This is a genomic window from Dictyobacter vulcani (genome assembly GCF_008974265.1).
In the GTDB taxonomy this organism is placed as follows: Bacteria; Chloroflexota; Ktedonobacteria; order Ktedonobacterales; family Ktedonobacteraceae; genus Dictyobacter; species Dictyobacter vulcani.
Genome location: NZ_BKZW01000002.1, coordinates 852,185 through 871,195 on the forward strand (window position 1 = coordinate 852,185; position 19,011 = coordinate 871,195).

The following is a 19,011-nucleotide window of genomic DNA, read 5'->3' on the forward strand; positions in this document are numbered from 1 at the left end:
GTTTACTGCTTTCTATTTTTCATGCATTACATCGGAGATACAGCTGCGGAAAAACGAGGTATCATTTTGTTAAAACGATTGTTAAAGCAGGCCTTAGAAAACTACTCTGAGCACACAGCTCTAATTTATAATGAGACGCGTGTAAGTTATCAAGAATTATACGCGCAGATACATGGTTTCAGTCATGGTTTACGCTCCCTTGGCGTAGAGGCTGGTAGCCGTGTTGTGCTGGTTCTTCCTAACATGCCTGAGTTTGTGATTAGCTATTATGCTGCGGCAAACTTGCAGGCGATATTTGTGCCGCTTAGCCCATCGTTGCAAGATGATGAGTTGAATTTTTACCTTGAAGACAGCCAACCGCAGATTATTATTACCGATCTACGCCATGCTGAAACGTGCCAGCGCGTGATCGCGCACCTGGGTCGCGACATCAAATTGGTGGTGGTCGATGGCGTGTATGAGAGTAGTCTAACCTTTCAGGAACTCATCCAGGAGAATGCCCCTGAATGGGAGACCACGGATGATGTCTTCGCAGGCGACATGGTCTACCATTACTCCTCAGGTTCGACTGGTAGACCGAAGCGTGTTGGTCGCACCCAGAAAAACCTGGTGCTTGACGCCGACAACATGGCTGAAATCCTGCAGGTGCAGAGCTCTGATGTCATACTTTGTACCGTGCCGCTTTTCCACTCTTACGGACAATTGCTCTTTGTCTTAACCCCTATATGTGCCGGTGCGACGCTGGTTTTATTGGAGCAGGTCTACCAGGATGGTATGATCGTCGATGTTCCGATTGTTGCGCGCGTTGAGCGTATTCTGGAGTTGATCAAAAAAGAGCATGTCACGCTTTTCCCGGCGGTTCCCTATGTATTTGGTGCTCTTGCCGAAACCCCTCTTGAAACAGCTACTGATCTGACCAGTGTGCGAGCCTGTTTTTCGGCTGGCAGTTTCCTGGCGCGTGAAGTTTTCGATCGTTTTCTGGCGCGTTTTCAACTCCCCATTCGTCAGACCTATGGTACGACCGAGGGTGGTTTGATTGCTGCGAATGTCGAGCCCGGTCCCACGATTCGTTATGATTCACTGGGCACAACTCCGGCGAATGTAGAAGTCAAGATTCTCAATGAAGATCTCAGTGAAGTCGCGCCTGGTGAGATCGGTGAGGTGGTTGTTCGCAGCCCAACCTTGACCAGCGGTTATGCAAATATGCCAGCCTTAAACCGCGAAGCTTTCCAGGATGGCTATTATTTTACCGGCGACCTGGGACGTAAAGATGAGGATGGCAATCTGTATTTAACGGGCCGCAAGAAACTCTTGATCGAGACAGGGGGCTATAAAGTTGATCCCCTGGAAGTTGAGGATGTGCTGGCGGCTCATCCAAAGGTAGCGGAAGTCGCAATTGTTGGTCTGGATGGACAGCACGAAGAAAAGACTATCGCGGCCTTTATCATTCCGCGTGAGGCATGCAGCGCTGATGAGCTGATTGCCTATGCGCAGGAACATGTCGCGCACTATAAAGTGCCACGTGAGATCTTCTTTCGTGAATCTCTCCCTAAGAGTTCCCTCGGCAAAATTATGCGTGGTGAACTCACACAATCAATAAGCCGAGAGAGGCGTGCAGCCGAACTACAAGCTGAAGCGCAGCAACTGCCGCTCCGTCAGGCGATCACCAGCGCGAATGCCAGTGAGCGACAACGCCTGATGGAAGATTTTCTCTGCCAGCAGATGGCACAACTCCTGCATATACCAGCCACTGAGATCAATACCACCGAGCACATGACCGTACTCGGTATTGATTCAATTATGGTTGTGGAGTTACGCCACCGGTTGGAAATGGCCTTTGGGTTAAATGTCTCGCTGGTAAAGTTGCTACAAGGCTTTACCATTAAGCAGATCGCGGCCCTCTTAATTGAGCAATTGGCGGCTAACGATGCCTCGCCGCTGGACCTGGTTGCGTATACAAAACAACGCGCTGGTGAGTATGCTCTCTCCTATGGGCAGCAAGCATTATGGTATATGTATCAACTGGCCCCTGAGAGTTCTGCCTATAATACGTTTTTTGCGATGCGCATTACCTCAGAGGTAGACATTGCTATCCTGCGCAACTCTTTCCAGCGCATTGTTGATCGACATGCTTCTTTGCGCACACTCTATACAACTCGTGATGGCAAGCCTGTGCAGGTCGTTTTAGCATCCATTCCGGTGAACCTGTCAATACAGGAAGCGGCTGGATTAGATATCGCGGATCTTAATAATCTACTCGTCAACTTATCGCACCAACCCTTTGATCTGGCCCACGAGTCCGCATTACGGGTCAACCTGTTAACAGACACCGTCCAGGGCAATATTTTGTTGCTAACGGCCCATCATATAGCGACCGATTTCTGGTCCATGGTCGTGTTGATGGACGAGTTCCGCGTGCTGTACAAAGCCGCACTGGCTGGTGAGGAAGCAGACTTACCACCGCTGGCATTGCAGTATACCGATTATGCGGCCTGGGAAGCGCAACTCCTGGAGAGTCCTGCTGGTCAGCGTTCCCAGGCATACTGGCAGAAACTCTTATCAGACGAACTGCCAGTCCTGAATTTACCGATAGATCGCCCGCGTCCACTCTTTCCGGCCTACCGGGGCACACGGCGCTTCTTTGATTTAGGTGCAGAGTTGACGCAGCGGGTGCGCCAGTTATCACGCGCTGAAGGTGTTACCCTCTACACCACTATGCTGTCGGCGTTCTACCTCCTGTTGCAGCGTTATACCGGTCAGGATGATTTGCTGGTCGGCTCACCGATGACGAATCGCAGCAAAGCCGAATTGCAGAATATGGTCGGTTATCTGGTGAACCCGGCCGTCCTGCGCGCGAAAATAAGCGGCAACCCACGCTTTAGTGATTTCTTGCAGCAGACCTCAGCTACCGTTCTTGAAGCGCTAAGTAATCAAGAATACTCATTCATGCAACTCGTAGAGCGCATCCAGCCAGATCGAGATGCCAGCCGCTCACCCATTTTTGATGTGATGTTTGTGCTTGATCGCCCACATCGCCTGGAAATGCAGCAAATGCCGGAAGTTGCTATCGGCAAGCCAGGATCCAGTCTTGACCTGGGTGGCCTCAGTGTAGAATCCTTTCCGCTCCAACAGCAGGCAGCGCAATTTGATATCACCTTGCTGGTCATCGATGCAGAAAAATCGATTTCTTTAATCTGGGAATACAATACGGATTTATTTGACGAAGCCACCATCATGCGGATGGTCAACCATTTCCAGTTACTGCTGACCAGCATTGTTGAGCATCCTGAGCAGCGTTTCTCACAACTCCCGGCTATGCTACCTGATGAGCAAGAGAAGATCTTAACTCACTGGTATACCACCAGAACCAGTTATCCTGCCCAGACTATTCATGAACTCTTTGAAGAGCAGGTGGCCAAAACTCCGCTGGCTCCGGCTGTGAGTATGGGTAAACTCAGCCTGACCTATCATGAACTGAATCAACGCGCCAACCACCTGGCCCGATACTTGCGAGCAGCAGGCGTGGATGCTGATTCGCTGGTGGCTATTTGCCTTGAGCGTTCTTTTGATCTGATCATCAGTATCCTGGCCATCTTGAAGGCTGGCGGGGCCTATGTGCCGCTGGATGCCTCCTATCCCAAAGAGCGCTTGAGCTTTATGTTACAGGATACGCGGCTTTCTCTTTTGCTGACCCAGCAACGCATAGCTGAAAGTTTGCCCACGCACGACATACAGATGGTGTGTATAGATACTGAATGGGTCTATACCCCACAGGGAGACGTGGTGCTGGCTGGTCCCGCTAACCATACGGTGCAGGATAACCTGGCGTATGTGATGTATACCTCGGGCTCGACCGGAACCCCCAAGGGCGTCAGTGTCAGTCATAAGAACGTGGTGCGACTGGTGAAAGAGACGACCTTTGCGCAGATGGATGAGCACGATACCTTCTTGCAACTGGCTCCGGTCTCCTTTGACGCCTCAACCCTGGAAATCTGGGGGAGCCTGCTCAACGGTGGCCACCTGGTCCTCTTTCCCACCGCACGTCCTTCCCTGGAGGAACTGGGACGGGTCCTGCGCGAGCAGCAGATTAGCGTCCTGTGGCTGACCGCTGGCCTCTTCCATCAAATGGTCGAGCAACAACTGGATGCGCTGGGAGGTGTACGACAATTGCTGGCCGGCGGTGATGCTCTGGATCCCGGCCATGTCCAGCGTGTCCTGAGCACCTGTCCAGACGCCACCCTGATCAACGGCTATGGTCCGACCGAGAATACCACCTTTACCTGCTGCTATCCCATGCATGCCGGACAGGAACTGAACAGCTCGGTGCCGATCGGCTTCCCGATTGCCAATACCAGTGTCTATCTGCTGGACCAGCGTATGCAGCCGGTGCCGGTGGGTGTTCCTGGTGAGCTATATACCGGCGGGGATGGACTGGCACGTGGCTATGCCAACCGCCCTGGCCTAACGGCCGAGCGCTTTGTGCCTGACCCCTTCAGTCAGGAGCCAGGAGCTCGCCTCTATCGCACCGGTGACCTGGCCCGCTATCGTGCCGATGGCGCGCTGGAGTTCTTAGGCCGTGTGGATACACAGGTCAAAGTACGCGGCTATCGCATTGAACTGGGCGAGATCGAGAGTGTGTTGCGTCAGTATGCCGGCGTACGCGAGGCGGTGGTGCAGGCGCGGGAAGATGTGCCGGGTGATAAGCGGCTGGTGGCCTATGTGGTGGCTGATCCAGAGCAGCAAGTCAGCGCGCAGGAGAGTGCGCAGCAGCAACAAGAATATATCGAGAGCTGGCACACGCTCTACGAACAGACCTATGAGCAGGATGATCCGCAGGCTAACGATACAATGTTTAACATTGTTGGCTGGAATAGTAGCTATACCGGCGCTCCCATTGCCGCCGAGGAGATGCGCGAACAGGTCGATCAGACCGTCGAGCGTATCCTGGCCCTCAAGCCCCGGCGGGTGCTGGAGATTGGTTGTGGTACCGGCCTGCTGCTCTTCCGCATCGCCCCACAGACCGAATACTATCTGGGCACCGACTTTTCCGAGACGGTCCTGGCTGGAGTGCAGGTGGAGATTGAGCAGCAAGGTCTCACCCAGGTCAAACTCTTGCAGCGGCTGGGCCATGATTTTCGTGGCATCTCCGAGCAACGCTTTGACTGTGTGGTCATTAACTCGACCGCCCAGTACTTCCCCGGTATGAACTACCTGGTCGAGGTTCTGGAGCAAGCGGTACGTGTGGTCGAGCCTGGTGGCACGATTATCCTGGGTGACCTGCGTAACGCGGCCCTCTTGCATGCCTACCATAGTTCAGTGCAATTGTTCCAGGCGTCCGAGCAACTGAGTAGCCAGCAGGCGCGCCAGCGCATCGAGCGACAGCAACGCAAAGAGGAAGAGCTGCTGATTGATCCTGCCTTCTTCGTGGCCTTTGCGCAACAGGTGCCCGCGATCGGTGTGGTAAGAAACCAGCTGCGACGTGGACAGGCGCAGAATGAATTGACGCGCTTTCGCTATGATGTCTGGTTGCGCATTGGTGAGCGTGAAGAGACGCTGGTTGCCGAGCAGTGGAACTGGGAAGAGGAGCAGTTAAGCCTGGCGCAGGTACGAGCGCGGTTGGAGCAGGGCGAGCCCGAACTGGTCGAGATCACACGCGTGCCCAATGCGCGTATCCAGGACGAGGTGGTGAGTATCGCTCTGTTACAGGAAGAGGCTGGACCCGCCACGGTGGGTGAGCTACGAGCGCGGGTGGCCGAGCGTCGGGTGGCTGGTGTCGATCCCGAAGCGCTCTGGTGTTTAGGGGAAGAGCTGGGCTACGCGGTCGAGGTCAGTTGGTCGGTTGACGCATCGGGGGCCGACGGCTACTGTCAGGTCCGCTTGCAGCGTCATGTGGGTCGCTATGTTGCGCTTGGGCAGGAGCCAGTGGCGCAACGTGCGCAACGTGAGGAGCCAAACTGGTCGCGTTACGGCAATAATCCTTTACTGAGTAAAATGGTGCGCAGTCTGGTGCCGCAGTTACGCCGTTATATGGAACAGTTGTTGCCGGAGTATATGTTACCGTCCGCGTATATGGTGCTGGAGGAACTGCCACTGACCGTCAATGGGAAACTGGACCGCAAAGCCCTGCCAGCGCCTGATCATCAGCGTCCAGAGCTCCTGGGAGCCTTTGTCCCGCCTCGCACCCCGGTCGAAGAAGTACTCTGTAGCGTCTGGGCTGAGATCGTTGGTGTGGATCAAGTGGGTATCTTTGACAACTTTTTCGAGATTGGCGGGCATTCGTTGCTGGCGACACAGGTCGTCTCGCGGATTCGCACGCTCTTCGAGGTCGAAGTGCCGCTGTATGCCTTCTTTGAAAGCCCAACCATTGCCGGAGTCGCAGAACGCATCGAGCGTGAGCGTCGTGGTGGACAGAATCGGGATGAGATTCCGCTGGAGCGCGTCGAGCGTGACGGAGCCCTTCCCGTTTCCTTTGCGCAGGAGCGGCTCTGGTTCTTAGACCAGCTGGCACCGGGAAATCCTTTCTACAATCTGCCCCTGGTCATGAAATTGCAGGGGCAGCTGGATCCAACCATATTAGCCCGGAGCTTACAGAAGATCGTCAGGCGACACGAGGCGCTGCGCACAAATTTTACCATCGTTAATGGGCAACCTGTGCAGATCATCACGCCTGTGCGCGAGTTAGTCCTGGAGACGATGGACCTGCACATGCTACCAGTCGAAGAACGCAGCAGTGCAATCCAGACACAGGCCTTTGAAGAGATGCAACATCCTTTTAATCTGACCTCGGACCTCTTGATACGCGCCAAACTATTGCGGCTCGCCAGAGAAGAACACGTCCTGCTGCTGATTATCCACCATATTGTCTCTGATGGCTGGTCTACCGGTATCATTATTCGCGAGCTAGCGGCTCTCTACGATGCCTATAGCAGTGGTCGTCCTTCACCCCTGCCTGAGCTACCAATCCAATACGTCGATTTCTCACAGTGGCAGCGCCAATGGTTACAGGGTGAAACCTTAGAGAAACAATTTGATTACTGGCATCAGCAACTTATTGATCTGCCCGTGCTGCAATTGCCAACTGATTATCTGCGTCCGGCGCAACAAAGCTATCGGGGTATTCACTATCCTTTCCGCTTTTCGCGCTCGGTAACAGAGAAACTCAAGGCGCTCAGCCAGCGCGAAGGCGTCACGCTCTTCATGACCTTGCTGGCCGCGTTCCAGATCTTGCTCTATCGCTATACCGGGCAAGAAGATATTGGTATCGGTTCAGGTATCGCCAATCGTAATCGGCGTGAGATCGAAGATTTGATTGGTTTCTTTGTCAACACTCTGGTCCTGCGCACCGACCTCTCTGGCAATCCGAGTGTGCGTGAAGTCATCCAGCGAGTGCGCAAGATTACCCTTGGCGCCTACGCCCACCAGGATCTGCCCTTTGAAAAGGTCGTGGGTGAGTTACAGCCTGAACGTGATCTGAGTCGTCAGCCACTATTCCAGATCCTCTTTGTCTTCCAGAACTTTCCGATGCCCGCATTGGAATTAGCCGACCTTAGCCTGAGCTCAGTGATGATTGAGAGCGGTACCGCGAAATTTGACCTGACCCTGTCTTTAGAGGATACCGCACAGGGCATTCAAGGCTGGTTCGAGTATGCAACGGACCTGTTTAGCGAAACCACCATCGAGCGCATGTATCAGCATTTGCAGCTCTTATTAGAAGATATAGTCGAGCATCCCGACCGAACTATTGAGGAATTGTCGATTATGTCAGATTCTGAGCGTACGCTGGTGCTAGAAAAATGGCATACCATCTGGACTGGCTTTCCACATCTCACCATACAAGAGCTTTTTGAGCGGCAAGTGGAACAGACTCCGCACGCGACTGCCCTCATTTTTAACCAGGAGCGTATGACCTACCAGGAACTGAATGCGCGCGCGAACCAGTTTGCGCACCATTTACGCCAGCTTGGCGTCGTGCCAGAAGTGCATGTGGGATTATGTGTAGAGCGATCGTTTGAGATGGTGATCAGTATCTTAGGTATTCTCAAGGCCGGTGGTGTGTATGTTCCGCTTGACTGGAGCTATCCGAAAGATCGTCTGAGTTTTATGCTCCAGGATGCACAAGTAGCAGTCCTGGTGACGCAAGAACGTTTACTGGCAGACTTACCGGTAGATACAGACAACGTTGCGCTGGTGCGTATCGAGAGTGACCGAGCCAGCATCGCGCAACAGAGTGAAGAGAACCTTGCCCATACTGCGCGTACCGACAATCTGGCGTATGTGATGTATACCTCGGGCTCGACTGGAACCCCCAAGGGCGTCAGTGTCAGTCATAAGAACGTGGTGCGACTGGTGAAAGAGACGACCTTTGCACAGATGGATGAGCGTGATACCTTCTTGCAACTGGCTCCGGTCTCCTTTGACGCCTCAACCCTGGAAATCTGGGGGAGCCTGCTCAACGGTGCCCGCCTGGTTCTCTTTCCCACCGCACGTCCTTCCCTGGAAGAACTGGGACGCGTACTGCGTGAGCAGCAGATCAGCGTCCTGTGGCTGACGGCTGGCCTCTTCCATCAAATGGTCGAGCAACAACTGGATGCGCTGGGAGGTGTGCGACAACTGCTGGCCGGTGGTGATGCCCTTGATCCCGGCCATGTCCAGCGTGTCCTGAGCCACTGTCCAGATACCACACTGATCAATGGCTATGGTCCGACCGAGAATACCACCTTTACCTGTTGCTATCCCATGCATGCCGGACAGGAACTGAACAGCTCGGTGCCGATCGGTTTCCCGATTGCCAATACCAGTGTCTATCTGCTGGACCAGCGTATGCAGCCGGTGCCGGTGGGTGTTCCTGGTGAGCTGTATACCGGCGGGGATGGACTGGCACGTGGCTATGCCAACCGCCCTGGCTTGACGGCCGAGCGCTTTGTGCCCAATCCCTTCAGTCAGGAAGCGGGAGCACGCCTCTATCGCACCGGCGACCTGGCCCGCTACCGCGCCGATGGTGCGCTGGAGTTCTTAGGCCGTGTGGATACCCAGGTCAAAGTACGCGGCTATCGGATTGAACTGGGCGAGATCGAGAGCGTGTTGCGTCAGTATGCCGGCGTCCGCGAGGTGGTGGTGCAGGCGCGGGAAGATGTGCCGGGCGATAAGCGGCTGGTGGCCTATGTGGTGGCTGATCCAGAGCAGCAAGTCAGCGCGCAGGAGAGTGCGCAGCAGCAGCAGGAATACATCGAGAGCTGGCACACGCTCTACGAACAGACCTATGAGCAGGATGATCCGCAGGCCAACGATACAATGTTTAACATTGTTGGCTGGAATAGTAGCTATACCGGCGCTCCCATTGCCGCCGAGGAGATGCGCGAACAGGTCGATCAGACCGTCGAGCGCATCCTGGCCCTCAAGCCCCGGCGGGTGCTGGAGATTGGTTGTGGTACTGGCCTGCTACTCTTCCGTATCGCTCCACAGACCGAGTACTATCTGGGCACCGACTTTTCCGAGACGGTCCTGGCTGGAGTGCAGGTGGAGATTGAGCAGCAAGGTCTCACCCAGGTCAAACTCTTGCAGCGGCTGGGTCATGATTTCCGTGGCATCTCCGAGCAACGCTTTGACTGTGTGGTCATTAACTCGACCGCCCAGTACTTCCCCGGTATGAACTACCTGGTCGAGGTTCTGGAGCAAGCGGTACGCGTGGTCGAGCCTGGTGGCACGATTATCCTGGGTGACCTGCGTAACGCGGCCCTCTTGCATGCCTACCATAGTTCAGTGCAATTGTTCCAGGCGTCCGAGCAACTGAGTAGCCAGCAGGCGCGCCAGCGCATCGAGCGGCAGCAACGGAAAGAGGAAGAGCTGCTGATTGATCCCGCCTTCTTCGTGGCCTTTGCACAGCAGGAGCCAGCGATCGGCGTGGTGAGAAACCAGTTGCGACGTGGACAGGCGCAGAACGAGTTGACGCGCTTCCGTTATGATGTCTGGTTGCGCATTGGCGAGCGCGAAGAGACGCTGCTCGCCGAGCAGTGGAACTGGGAAGAGGAGCAGTTGAGCCTGGAGCAGGTGCGAGCGCGGTTGGAGCAGGGAGAGCCCGAACTGGTTGAGATCACACGCGTGCCCAATGCGCGTATCCAGGACGAGGTGGTGAGCATTGCTCTGTTACAGGAAGAGGCTGGACCCGCCACGGTGGATGAGCTACGAGCGCGGGTGGCCGAGCGTCGGGTGGCCGGTGTCGATCCCGAAGCACTCTGGCGTTTAGGGGAAGAGCTGGGCTACGCAGTCGAGGTCAGTTGGTCGGTTGACGCATCGGGTGCCGATGGCTACTGTCAGGTCCGCTTGCAGCACCATGCGGGCCGCTATGTTGCGCTCGATCCAGTGCCGGAGCAACTGGATGGACACACACGACCGAACTGGCTGCGCTACGGCAATAATCCTGTGCAGAGTAAACTGGTGCGCAGTCTGGTGCCGCAGTTACGCCGTTATATGGAACAGCTGTTGCCGGAGTATATGTTACCGTCCGCGTATATGGTGCTGGAGGAATTGCCACTCACCGTCAATGGGAAACTGGACCGCAAAGCCCTGCCAGCGCCTGATCACCTGCGACCAGAGCTGCTGGGAGCCTTTGTCCCGCCTCGTACCCCGGTTGAAGAAGTACTCTGTAGCGTCTGGGCTGAGATCATCGGTGTGGATCAAGTAGGTATCTTCGACAACTTTTTCGAGATTGGCGGACATTCGTTGCTGGCGACACAGGTCGTCTCGCGGATTCGCACGCTTTTCGAGGTCGAAGTACCGCTGTACGCCTTCTTTGAAAGCCCAACCATTGCCGGCGTCGCCGAACGCATCGAGCGCGAGCGCCGTGGTGGGCAGAACCGGGACGAGATTCCTCTGGAGCGCGTCGAGCGCGACGGAGCCCTGCCCGTTTCCTTTGCGCAGGAGCGGCTCTGGTTCTTAGACCAGCTGGCACCGGGAAATCCTTTCTACAATCTGCCCCTGGTCATGAAATTGCAAGGGCAACTGGATCAAAGCGCCTTAACGCAGAGTTTACAGGAGATCGTCAAGCGTCACGAAGCATTGCGTACGACCTTCAGGATCATCAATGACCAACTCGTCCAGGTCATTGACCCGGATCTCCAGCTCACCATAGAAAGCCTTGATTTGCGCGACTTGCCGGTTGAGGCGCGCCAGCAAGAGGCTGATCGTTTGATCTTACAGGGTGTACAGCATCAATTTGATCTGGCCCATGGTCCGCTTGTCTGGGCTAACCTGCTCCGGGTCAGTAAAACAGAATATATACTCATCTTTATCCTCCATCACGTCGTTTCAGATGGTTGGTCCACCGGCATCATTATCCGCGAGCTAGCGGTGCTCTATGATGCCTATAGCAGTGGTCGACCTTCGCCCCTGCCTGAGCTAGCAATTCAATATGCGGACTTCTCACAATGGCAGCGCCGCTGGTTGAGTGGTGAAGTCTTTGACAAGCAGCTTGAATACTGGCGCCAGCAGTTGGCTGGATTGCCGGTGCTCCAATTGCCAACCGATCGACCACGACCGGTGTTACAAAGCTTTAGCGGCTCCATGTATCCAGTGGTCTTACCGCGAAAACTGAGCGAGGCCCTCAAAACTGTCAGCCAGCGCGAAGGCGTCACGCTCTTCATGACCCTGCTGGCCGCCTTCCAGATCTTGCTCTATCGCTATACCGGGCAAGAAGATATCGGCATCGGTTCAGGTATCGCCAATCGTAATCGGCGTGAGATCGAAGATTTGATCGGCTTCTTCGTCAACACCCTGGTCCTGCGCACCGACCTCTCCGGCAATCCAAGTGTGCGTGAAGTCATCCATCGGGTGCGTAAGATTACCCTTGGCGCCTACGCCCACCAGGATCTGCCATTTGAGAAGATCGTTGAAAAATTACAGCCCGAACGTGATCTGAGCCGTCAACCATTATTCCAGGTGATGTTTATCTTCCAGAACTTTCCGATGCCCGCCCTGGAACTTTCCGACATCAGCCTCAGCCCGATGTTGATGGAGAACGGCACCGCGAAATTCGACCTGACCCTTTCGTTAGAGGATACCGCACAAGGTTTGAATGGTTGGTTTGAGTATAATACCGACCTCTTCGATCGTGCGACGATTGAGCGCATGTATCAGCACTGGATCTTGTTACTTGAGCACATAGCTTTGAATGTAGAGGAACAGATTGCCAATGTTCCTCTGCTGCCAGCGGCAGAACGGCATGAACTGCTCGTCCAATGGAACGCAACGCAGGCCGATTATCCACAGCTTTGTGCTCACGAACTCTTTGAGCAACAGGTCGAGCGAACGCCCGATCTGCCAGCAGTGGTGTTCGGCCCTGAGCAATTAAGCTATCGCCAGCTTAACCAGCGTGCGAATCGGTTGGCGCGCCGTTTATGCGCCCAGGGGGTTGGACCTGATAGCCTGGTTGGCCTCTGTGTCGAGCGCTCACCAGAGATGATCATTGGCTTACTGGGTATCCTCAAAGCCGGAGCCGCGTATGTCCCATTGGATCAGAGCTATCCACAGGAACGTCTGGCCTTTATGTTGCAGGATGCCAGGGTCACTGTCTTACTGACCCAAACCAGCCTGTTAGACGCTCTGCCGGTGAGCGATAACGTACTGGTAATGTGTCTGGATACGATCAGGGAATCCCTGGCCCAGGAGGACAGTGAAGGGAATCTGGCCCATAGAGCCGAGCCTGATAACCTGGCGTATGTGATTTACACCTCAGGATCGACCGGCCAGCCAAAGGGCGTCGCTATGGCGCATCGGCCATTAGTGAACCTGCTCAACTGGCAAAGCCAGACATCATCCCTGGGTGTAGGATCACGAGCGTTGCAATTTACATCATTGAGCTTTGATGTGGCCTTCCAGGAGATCTTCTCCACCTTAAATGGCGGTGGCACATTATACCTGGTGACCGAGCAGCAGAGACGCAATGTGTTGCAACTGGCCCAACTGATCCGTGAACACAACATCGAACGCCTGTTTTTACCGTTTGTGGCCCTGGAGCAACTGGCAGAAGTTTTTGCCGCAGATATGCAGGGAGCAGCATTACATCTCAAGGAAATCAATACCGCCGGTGAGCAATTACGGGTCACCCCGAGCCTGACAACATTCTTTGAGCACATGCCCAACTGTGTCCTGCAAAACCAGTATGGTCCTGCAGAGTGTCATGTGGTCACGGCCTATACCCTATCTGAGACGCCAGAACAGTGGATGGCATTACCACCAATCGGGACACCAATCGCCAATGCGCATATGTACATTCTGGAGCGTAGCCTGCAAGCCGCCCCTATCGGTGTCGTTGGCGAGCTCTATATTGGTGGTTTAAGCGTGGCCCGTGGGTACTTAGAGCGTCCTGATATGACGGCGGACAAGTTCATACCGGATCCATACAGCACCGAACCGGGCGCACGTATGTATCGGACAGGAGATCTGGCCCGCTACCTGGCCGATGGAAACATCGAGTTCCTGGGACGTGCGGATACACAGGTAAAAATACGTGGCTTCCGCATTGAAGTTGGCGAAGTTGAAAACACGCTTTCACAGCATCCAGAGGTGAGTGCCTGCGCAGTCGTGGTCAAGGAGAGTGCGGCTGGCGACAAACGCCTGGTCGCATATATTGTAAGCAATAACCAGACACCAGAGATAGCGACCCTGCGGACATTTTTACAGCAAAAGCTACCAGATTATATGGTCCCGACGCTGTTCGTTTTCCTTGAGCAACTGCCGCTCACACCAAGTGGCAAAATCGACCGTCGCCTGTTACCGGCACCAGAGCAACTGCACAGCAACTCAGGAGAGGCCGAGGCGATGCCATCAACAGAGATTGAGCGCATCATTGCCGCGATCTGGAAAGATCTGTTGCAAGTAACGAACGTCGGCTTACACGATAACTTCTTTGATCTTGGTGGTCACTCACTCTTAGTGGCTCGCGTCTTCAATCGCCTGCAAGAGGCACTGAAGCGCGAGATCACCATGATAGACCTGTTCAAGTATCCAACCGTAAGCTCCCTGGCCCACTATCTCAGTCCAGAAGCCTATGTGGAGGCGGCGCATAAGCCACTGCCCGATACCGCCGATCGCGTCCGACAGCGTGCAGATACCAGCAACGAGGCCATCGCCATTATTGGTATGGCAGGCCGTTTCCCCGGTGCCAGAGATATCGATGAATTCTGGGAAAACCTGCGCGCAGGCAAAGAGACCATCACCCATTTTTCACGCGAGGAACTATTAGCAGCAGGCATCCCGGCAGAAATGCTCGATAATCCCAATTACGTCAAAGCAGGATCGATCCTGGATGACATTGAGATGTTTGATGCCCAGTTCTTTGGCTACAATCCGCGTGAAGCAGAAGTGATTGATCCACAGCAGCGCCTCTTCCTCGAAACTGCCTGGCAGTCATTAGAGCATGCAGGCTATGATCCTCAGTCCTACCAGGGATCGATTGGTGTCTATGCTGGCATGAGCCAGAACAGCTATATGCTGTCGAATATCTACACTAACGCCGACTATCGCGAGAACCTGGACGACTTCCAGGTGCTGATTAGCAACGATAAAGACTTCTTAACCACGCGCGTGGCCTATAAGCTCAATCTGCGCGGACCAAGTTTCAGCGTGCAGACAGCCTGTTCGACCTCACTGGTCGCTGTACATCTGGCCTGTGAGAGCCTGCTAAATAACAACGCCGATATCGTCCTGGCTGGTGGTGTCGCGGTACGTGTGCCACAGAAGACCGGCTACATGTATCAGCAAGGCGGTATCCTCTCACCGGATGGGCACTGCCGCACATTTGATACAGACGCCCAGGGAACCGTAGGCGGCAACGGTGTCGGGGTCGTCGTCTTGAAACGTCTCTCCAGGCCTTAGCCGACGGGGATACTATTCACGCCGTCATTCGTGGATCGGCCATCAATAACGATGGCTCATTAAAAATCGGCTATACCGCACCGAGCATTCAGGGTCAGGCCGAAGTGATTAACACAGCCTTGAAAAACGCCGGCTTGAGCGCAGAGGAAATAAGCTATGTAGAAGCCCATGGCACCGCAACCCCGCTGGGCGATCCGATTGAGATAACCGCCTTGACGCAGGTCTATAGCACCTATACCGACAAGAAAAATTATTGCGCCATCGGCTCTGTTAAATCCAATCTTGGCCATCTCGATGCAGCGGCCGGAGTCGCTGGCTTGATCAAAACTGTCCAGGCTCTGAAGCATAGAGAACTGCCACCAACGCTACATTTTGTCGCAGCAAACGCAAAGATCGATTTTGCGCAGAGCCCATTCCATGTCAATACACAGCTAACTCCCTGGGAAACGCAGAGTGGCTTGCGCCGTGCTGGTGTCAGCTCGTTTGGTATCGGCGGTACCAACGCCCATGTCATTGTTGAGGAAGCGCCAGTGGTCACAGCTGCAGTCACCGAGACGGTTGAACCTTCCTTGCAAGCGCTGATCCTCTCAGCCCGGACCGCAAGCGCCCTGGAGACAGCGACAGAAAATATGAGTACCTATCTGCAACAACATGCAGAATTAAGCCTGGCCGACGTCGCCTATACTCTGCAGGTAGGACGACGAGCCTTTAAAAATCGCCGGGTGATTATCTGTCAGGACTTGCCAGATGCCCTGGAAGTTTTGCGCACGAGAGATGCCGCACGCATCTTCAACATGGAAGCAGGCGTAAGCAATCGTCCGGTAGCCTTTATGTTCCCGGGCCAGGGGACCCAGTATATAAACATGGCGGCGGAACTCTATCAACATGAGCCAGTATTCCGAGCACAGCTTGACGAGTGTGCCGAAATACTCAAGCCATTGCTCGACTTAGACCTGCGCTCTATCCTGTATCCGCAGGAGCAGCAGGAGCAAGAGGCGACGACGCAATTAGCGCAGACACGCTTCACACAGCCGGCCCTGTTTGTCATCGAATATGCCCTGGCGCAGTTATGGATAGCGCGGGGCGTGCAGCCCACGGCAATGATCGGGCATAGTATTGGTGAATATGTCGCGGCATGTCTGGCTGGTGTCTTCTCGCTGCAGGATGCATTAGCCCTGGTCGCCACTCGTGGACGCTTGATGCAACTGCTACCAGCGGGCGCTATGTTAGCGGTATCGCTGGCAGAGCTTGAACTACGTCCATTGCTGGGTGCATCGCTCTCGCTAGCCGCGATCAATGCACCGGAACAATGTGTGGTTTCTGGTACGAAAGCAGATATCGAGCAACTCATAGAACAACTCAACGCCAGAGGCATTGATAACCGCCGCCTGCACACCTCACACGCCTTCCATTCACAGATGATGGATCCGATTCTCGGTGTGTTTGGTTCAGAAGTAGCGCGCATCCAACTGCATGCGCCTCAAATACGCTACATCTCGAACCTGAGTGGAACCTGGATCAGCGCCGCACAGGCCACCGATCCTGGTTACTGGGTCCAGCACCTGCGGCAAGCGGTCCGCTTTGCGGATGGCATACAGGCATTATTGCAAGAAGCCGACCTGGGCTTCCTGGAAGTTGGTCCTGGTCAGACCTTAAGTCGGCTATTGAAGCAGCAAGCAGTCACACCGCCGGCTCGACCAGTCATTGCCACACTGCGTGCCGCCAACGAGTCGCAGTCGGATCGTCAGATGTTACTGCAAGCCTCTAGCCGCCTGTGGTTGAGTGGAGTTTCCATTGATTGGTCCGCCACCCATCATACAAACCAGTTTTCGCGCATACCATTGCCCACCTATCCATTTGAGCGTCAGCGTTTCTGGATCGAGGCAGGAGCAAACTCGCTACTGCACTTCAATCCTATCCAGCGTCCAGTCGAGAGCCGCAAAGGACTTGATGACTGGTACTATGTACTGCTCTGGAAGCAGACCGTGCTGCCAACAGTACCAGCAGCCACTGTCTTAAGCGGACAAAAATCTAACTGGTTACTCTTTGTTGATACCTTTGGCGTTGGAACGGGCCTGGTTGCTCGTCTGAAGCAGGTTGAGCAGGAAGTCGTCAGCGTGACGTTTGGCACTGACTTCACCCAGATCAGCGCCTATGAATATGTCATCAACCCACAACGCAGCGAAGATTTCGACGCATTACTGACAGCCCTGTGGACCCACAATCTTCTGCCTGACCAGATAATTCATACGGGCCTGATCACCGTGGATGAGCAGACCTTGCCGCTGGAAAAAAGGCTAGAGAGCAGCCTGGATACAGGACTCTACAGCTTATTATTCCTGGCCCAGGCTCTGGAGCGACAGAACACCACGAAGCCGCTGCGTTTGTATGTCGTCACCAATAACGTGTGTAGCGTGAGTGGAACCGAAGAACTGGCACCCGAAAAAGTGACCGTGTTAGGTCCCTGTAAAGTCATGCCGCTGGAATACGCTTTTATCACCTGCCAGCATATTGACCTGGTGCTCACCGAAACATGGAAACATCAAAGAAAGAACGCGCTGGAACTGCTCTTTAACGAAATCGTGCAGCCGATCCAGGAGAAGAACACAAGTATCGCCTATCGAGGCGCACGGCGTTGGATCCAAAGCTTTGAGGCAGCAGACCTCAAAGCATATAGAGAGAGCTCACCATTACGTCCTGACGGCGTCTACTTGATTACCGGAGGTATGGGCGGTATTGGTTTAAGTCTGGCCGAATATCTGGCGCAAGAAGTGCAGGCGCGCCTGATCCTGGTTGGGCGCAGCACCTTCCCCGCCCGTCAGGAATGGGCCGGCTGGCTCAGCGAGCACGAAGAGCATGATGCCACCAGCCAGAAGATCCATACCTTGCAGTCGATTGAAGCAGCAGGCGGGCAGGTACAGATCTACCAGGCAGATATTACCGATCAACAGCAAATGCAAGCTGTGATCGAGCAAGCCACAGCCCACTTTGGAACCATCAATGGCGTGCTGCATGCCGCTGGTGTTCCTGCCGGTGGATTAATGCAACTCAAGACGCGGGAAGCCGTTGAAGAGATTCTGGCCCCGAAAGTGAAAGGCGCCCTGGTCCTCAATGAGCTCTTTAAAGCAGGGGACCTCGACTTCCTGGCACTCTTCTCCTCGCTAACCGCTATTCTGGGAAGCCTGGGTCAGGTCGACTACTGTGCCGCCAATGCATTCATGGATGCACTGGCCTACCACAACAATAAATATACAGCGATAAAAACCATCGCCCTGAACTGGGATGTCTGGCAAGAAGTCGGTATGGCCGTCAACAGCGCAAAGGCAGCCATCGTCGACGAACGCGCTGAAGAGCGACTGAGCCAGGGCATTCGACCGACGGAAGGATACCAGGCGCTACGCCAGGCTCTCTGTACAGGATTTGAGCAGATCTTAATCTCCACGCGCGAGATTGCAGCGCAGTTTGAGCGTGTGCAAGCGTATACAGCTGACAACCTGCTCACGCAGGAGTCAGCCAGTACAGGCCTCTCGCTCCACCTGCGACCAGATCTGGTCACAAGCTATGTCGCGCCGCAGACAGAAAGCGAACAAAAATTAGCGGCAATCTGGCAAAACCTGTTAGGTATTGACGCGATCGGAATACATGACAACTTCTTCGACCTGGGAGGACATTCACTGCTCGCGACAAAAGTGATGTCACGGGTAAGAGAAACCTTCAACGTCGAATTGACAGTACGCGCCTTATTTGGAGCCTCTACCATCGCCGAACTGGCGCAAACCATTGTACAAAGCCAGAGTGAAGCATTGGAGCCAGCGGTCTCAGCTATTCGCAAAGTTGAGCGTGTGCAAGAGAATGAATATGACCACATGTTAACCGATATGGACCAGCTTTCAGACGCAGAAATTGAAGCCATGCTCAACATGGTCCTGACCGAAGATGACGCAAGCGAGTGAGCATGAATCGCGCAGCATGCCATGTTCCAGACACCCTATTAGTCTGTCAGACACCATTTGATGGGAAGGCGGGATGCTAGCGAGCATGCCGGGGGCATGATCAAGCGGCCAGCCCCTTGACTGGGGATCGGGGGCTGTGCCCCCGGCATCTCCCCCATACCGCCCGCGTAGCGGGCGAAAAACCCAT

Annotated in this window: 2 protein-coding genes; both read left to right on the top strand. The window is 54.6% G+C overall.

Going from position 1 to position 19,011, the window contains the following annotated elements; genetic code table 11:
• Positions 1 to 66: 66 nt before the first annotated feature.
• Entirely contained in the window at positions 67 to 14,871 is a 14,805-nt protein-coding gene (locus KDW_RS33030; RefSeq protein ID WP_162005468.1) for a non-ribosomal peptide synthetase, read from the top strand.
• A 65-nt stretch (positions 14,872 to 14,936) separates the two neighbouring features.
• Complete coding sequence (locus KDW_RS21185; protein WP_233097880.1) at positions 14,937 to 18,824, top strand: type I polyketide synthase; 3,888 nt, start codon at positions 14,937 to 14,939, stop codon at positions 18,822 to 18,824.
• The last annotated feature ends 187 nt before the right edge of the window (positions 18,825 to 19,011 follow it).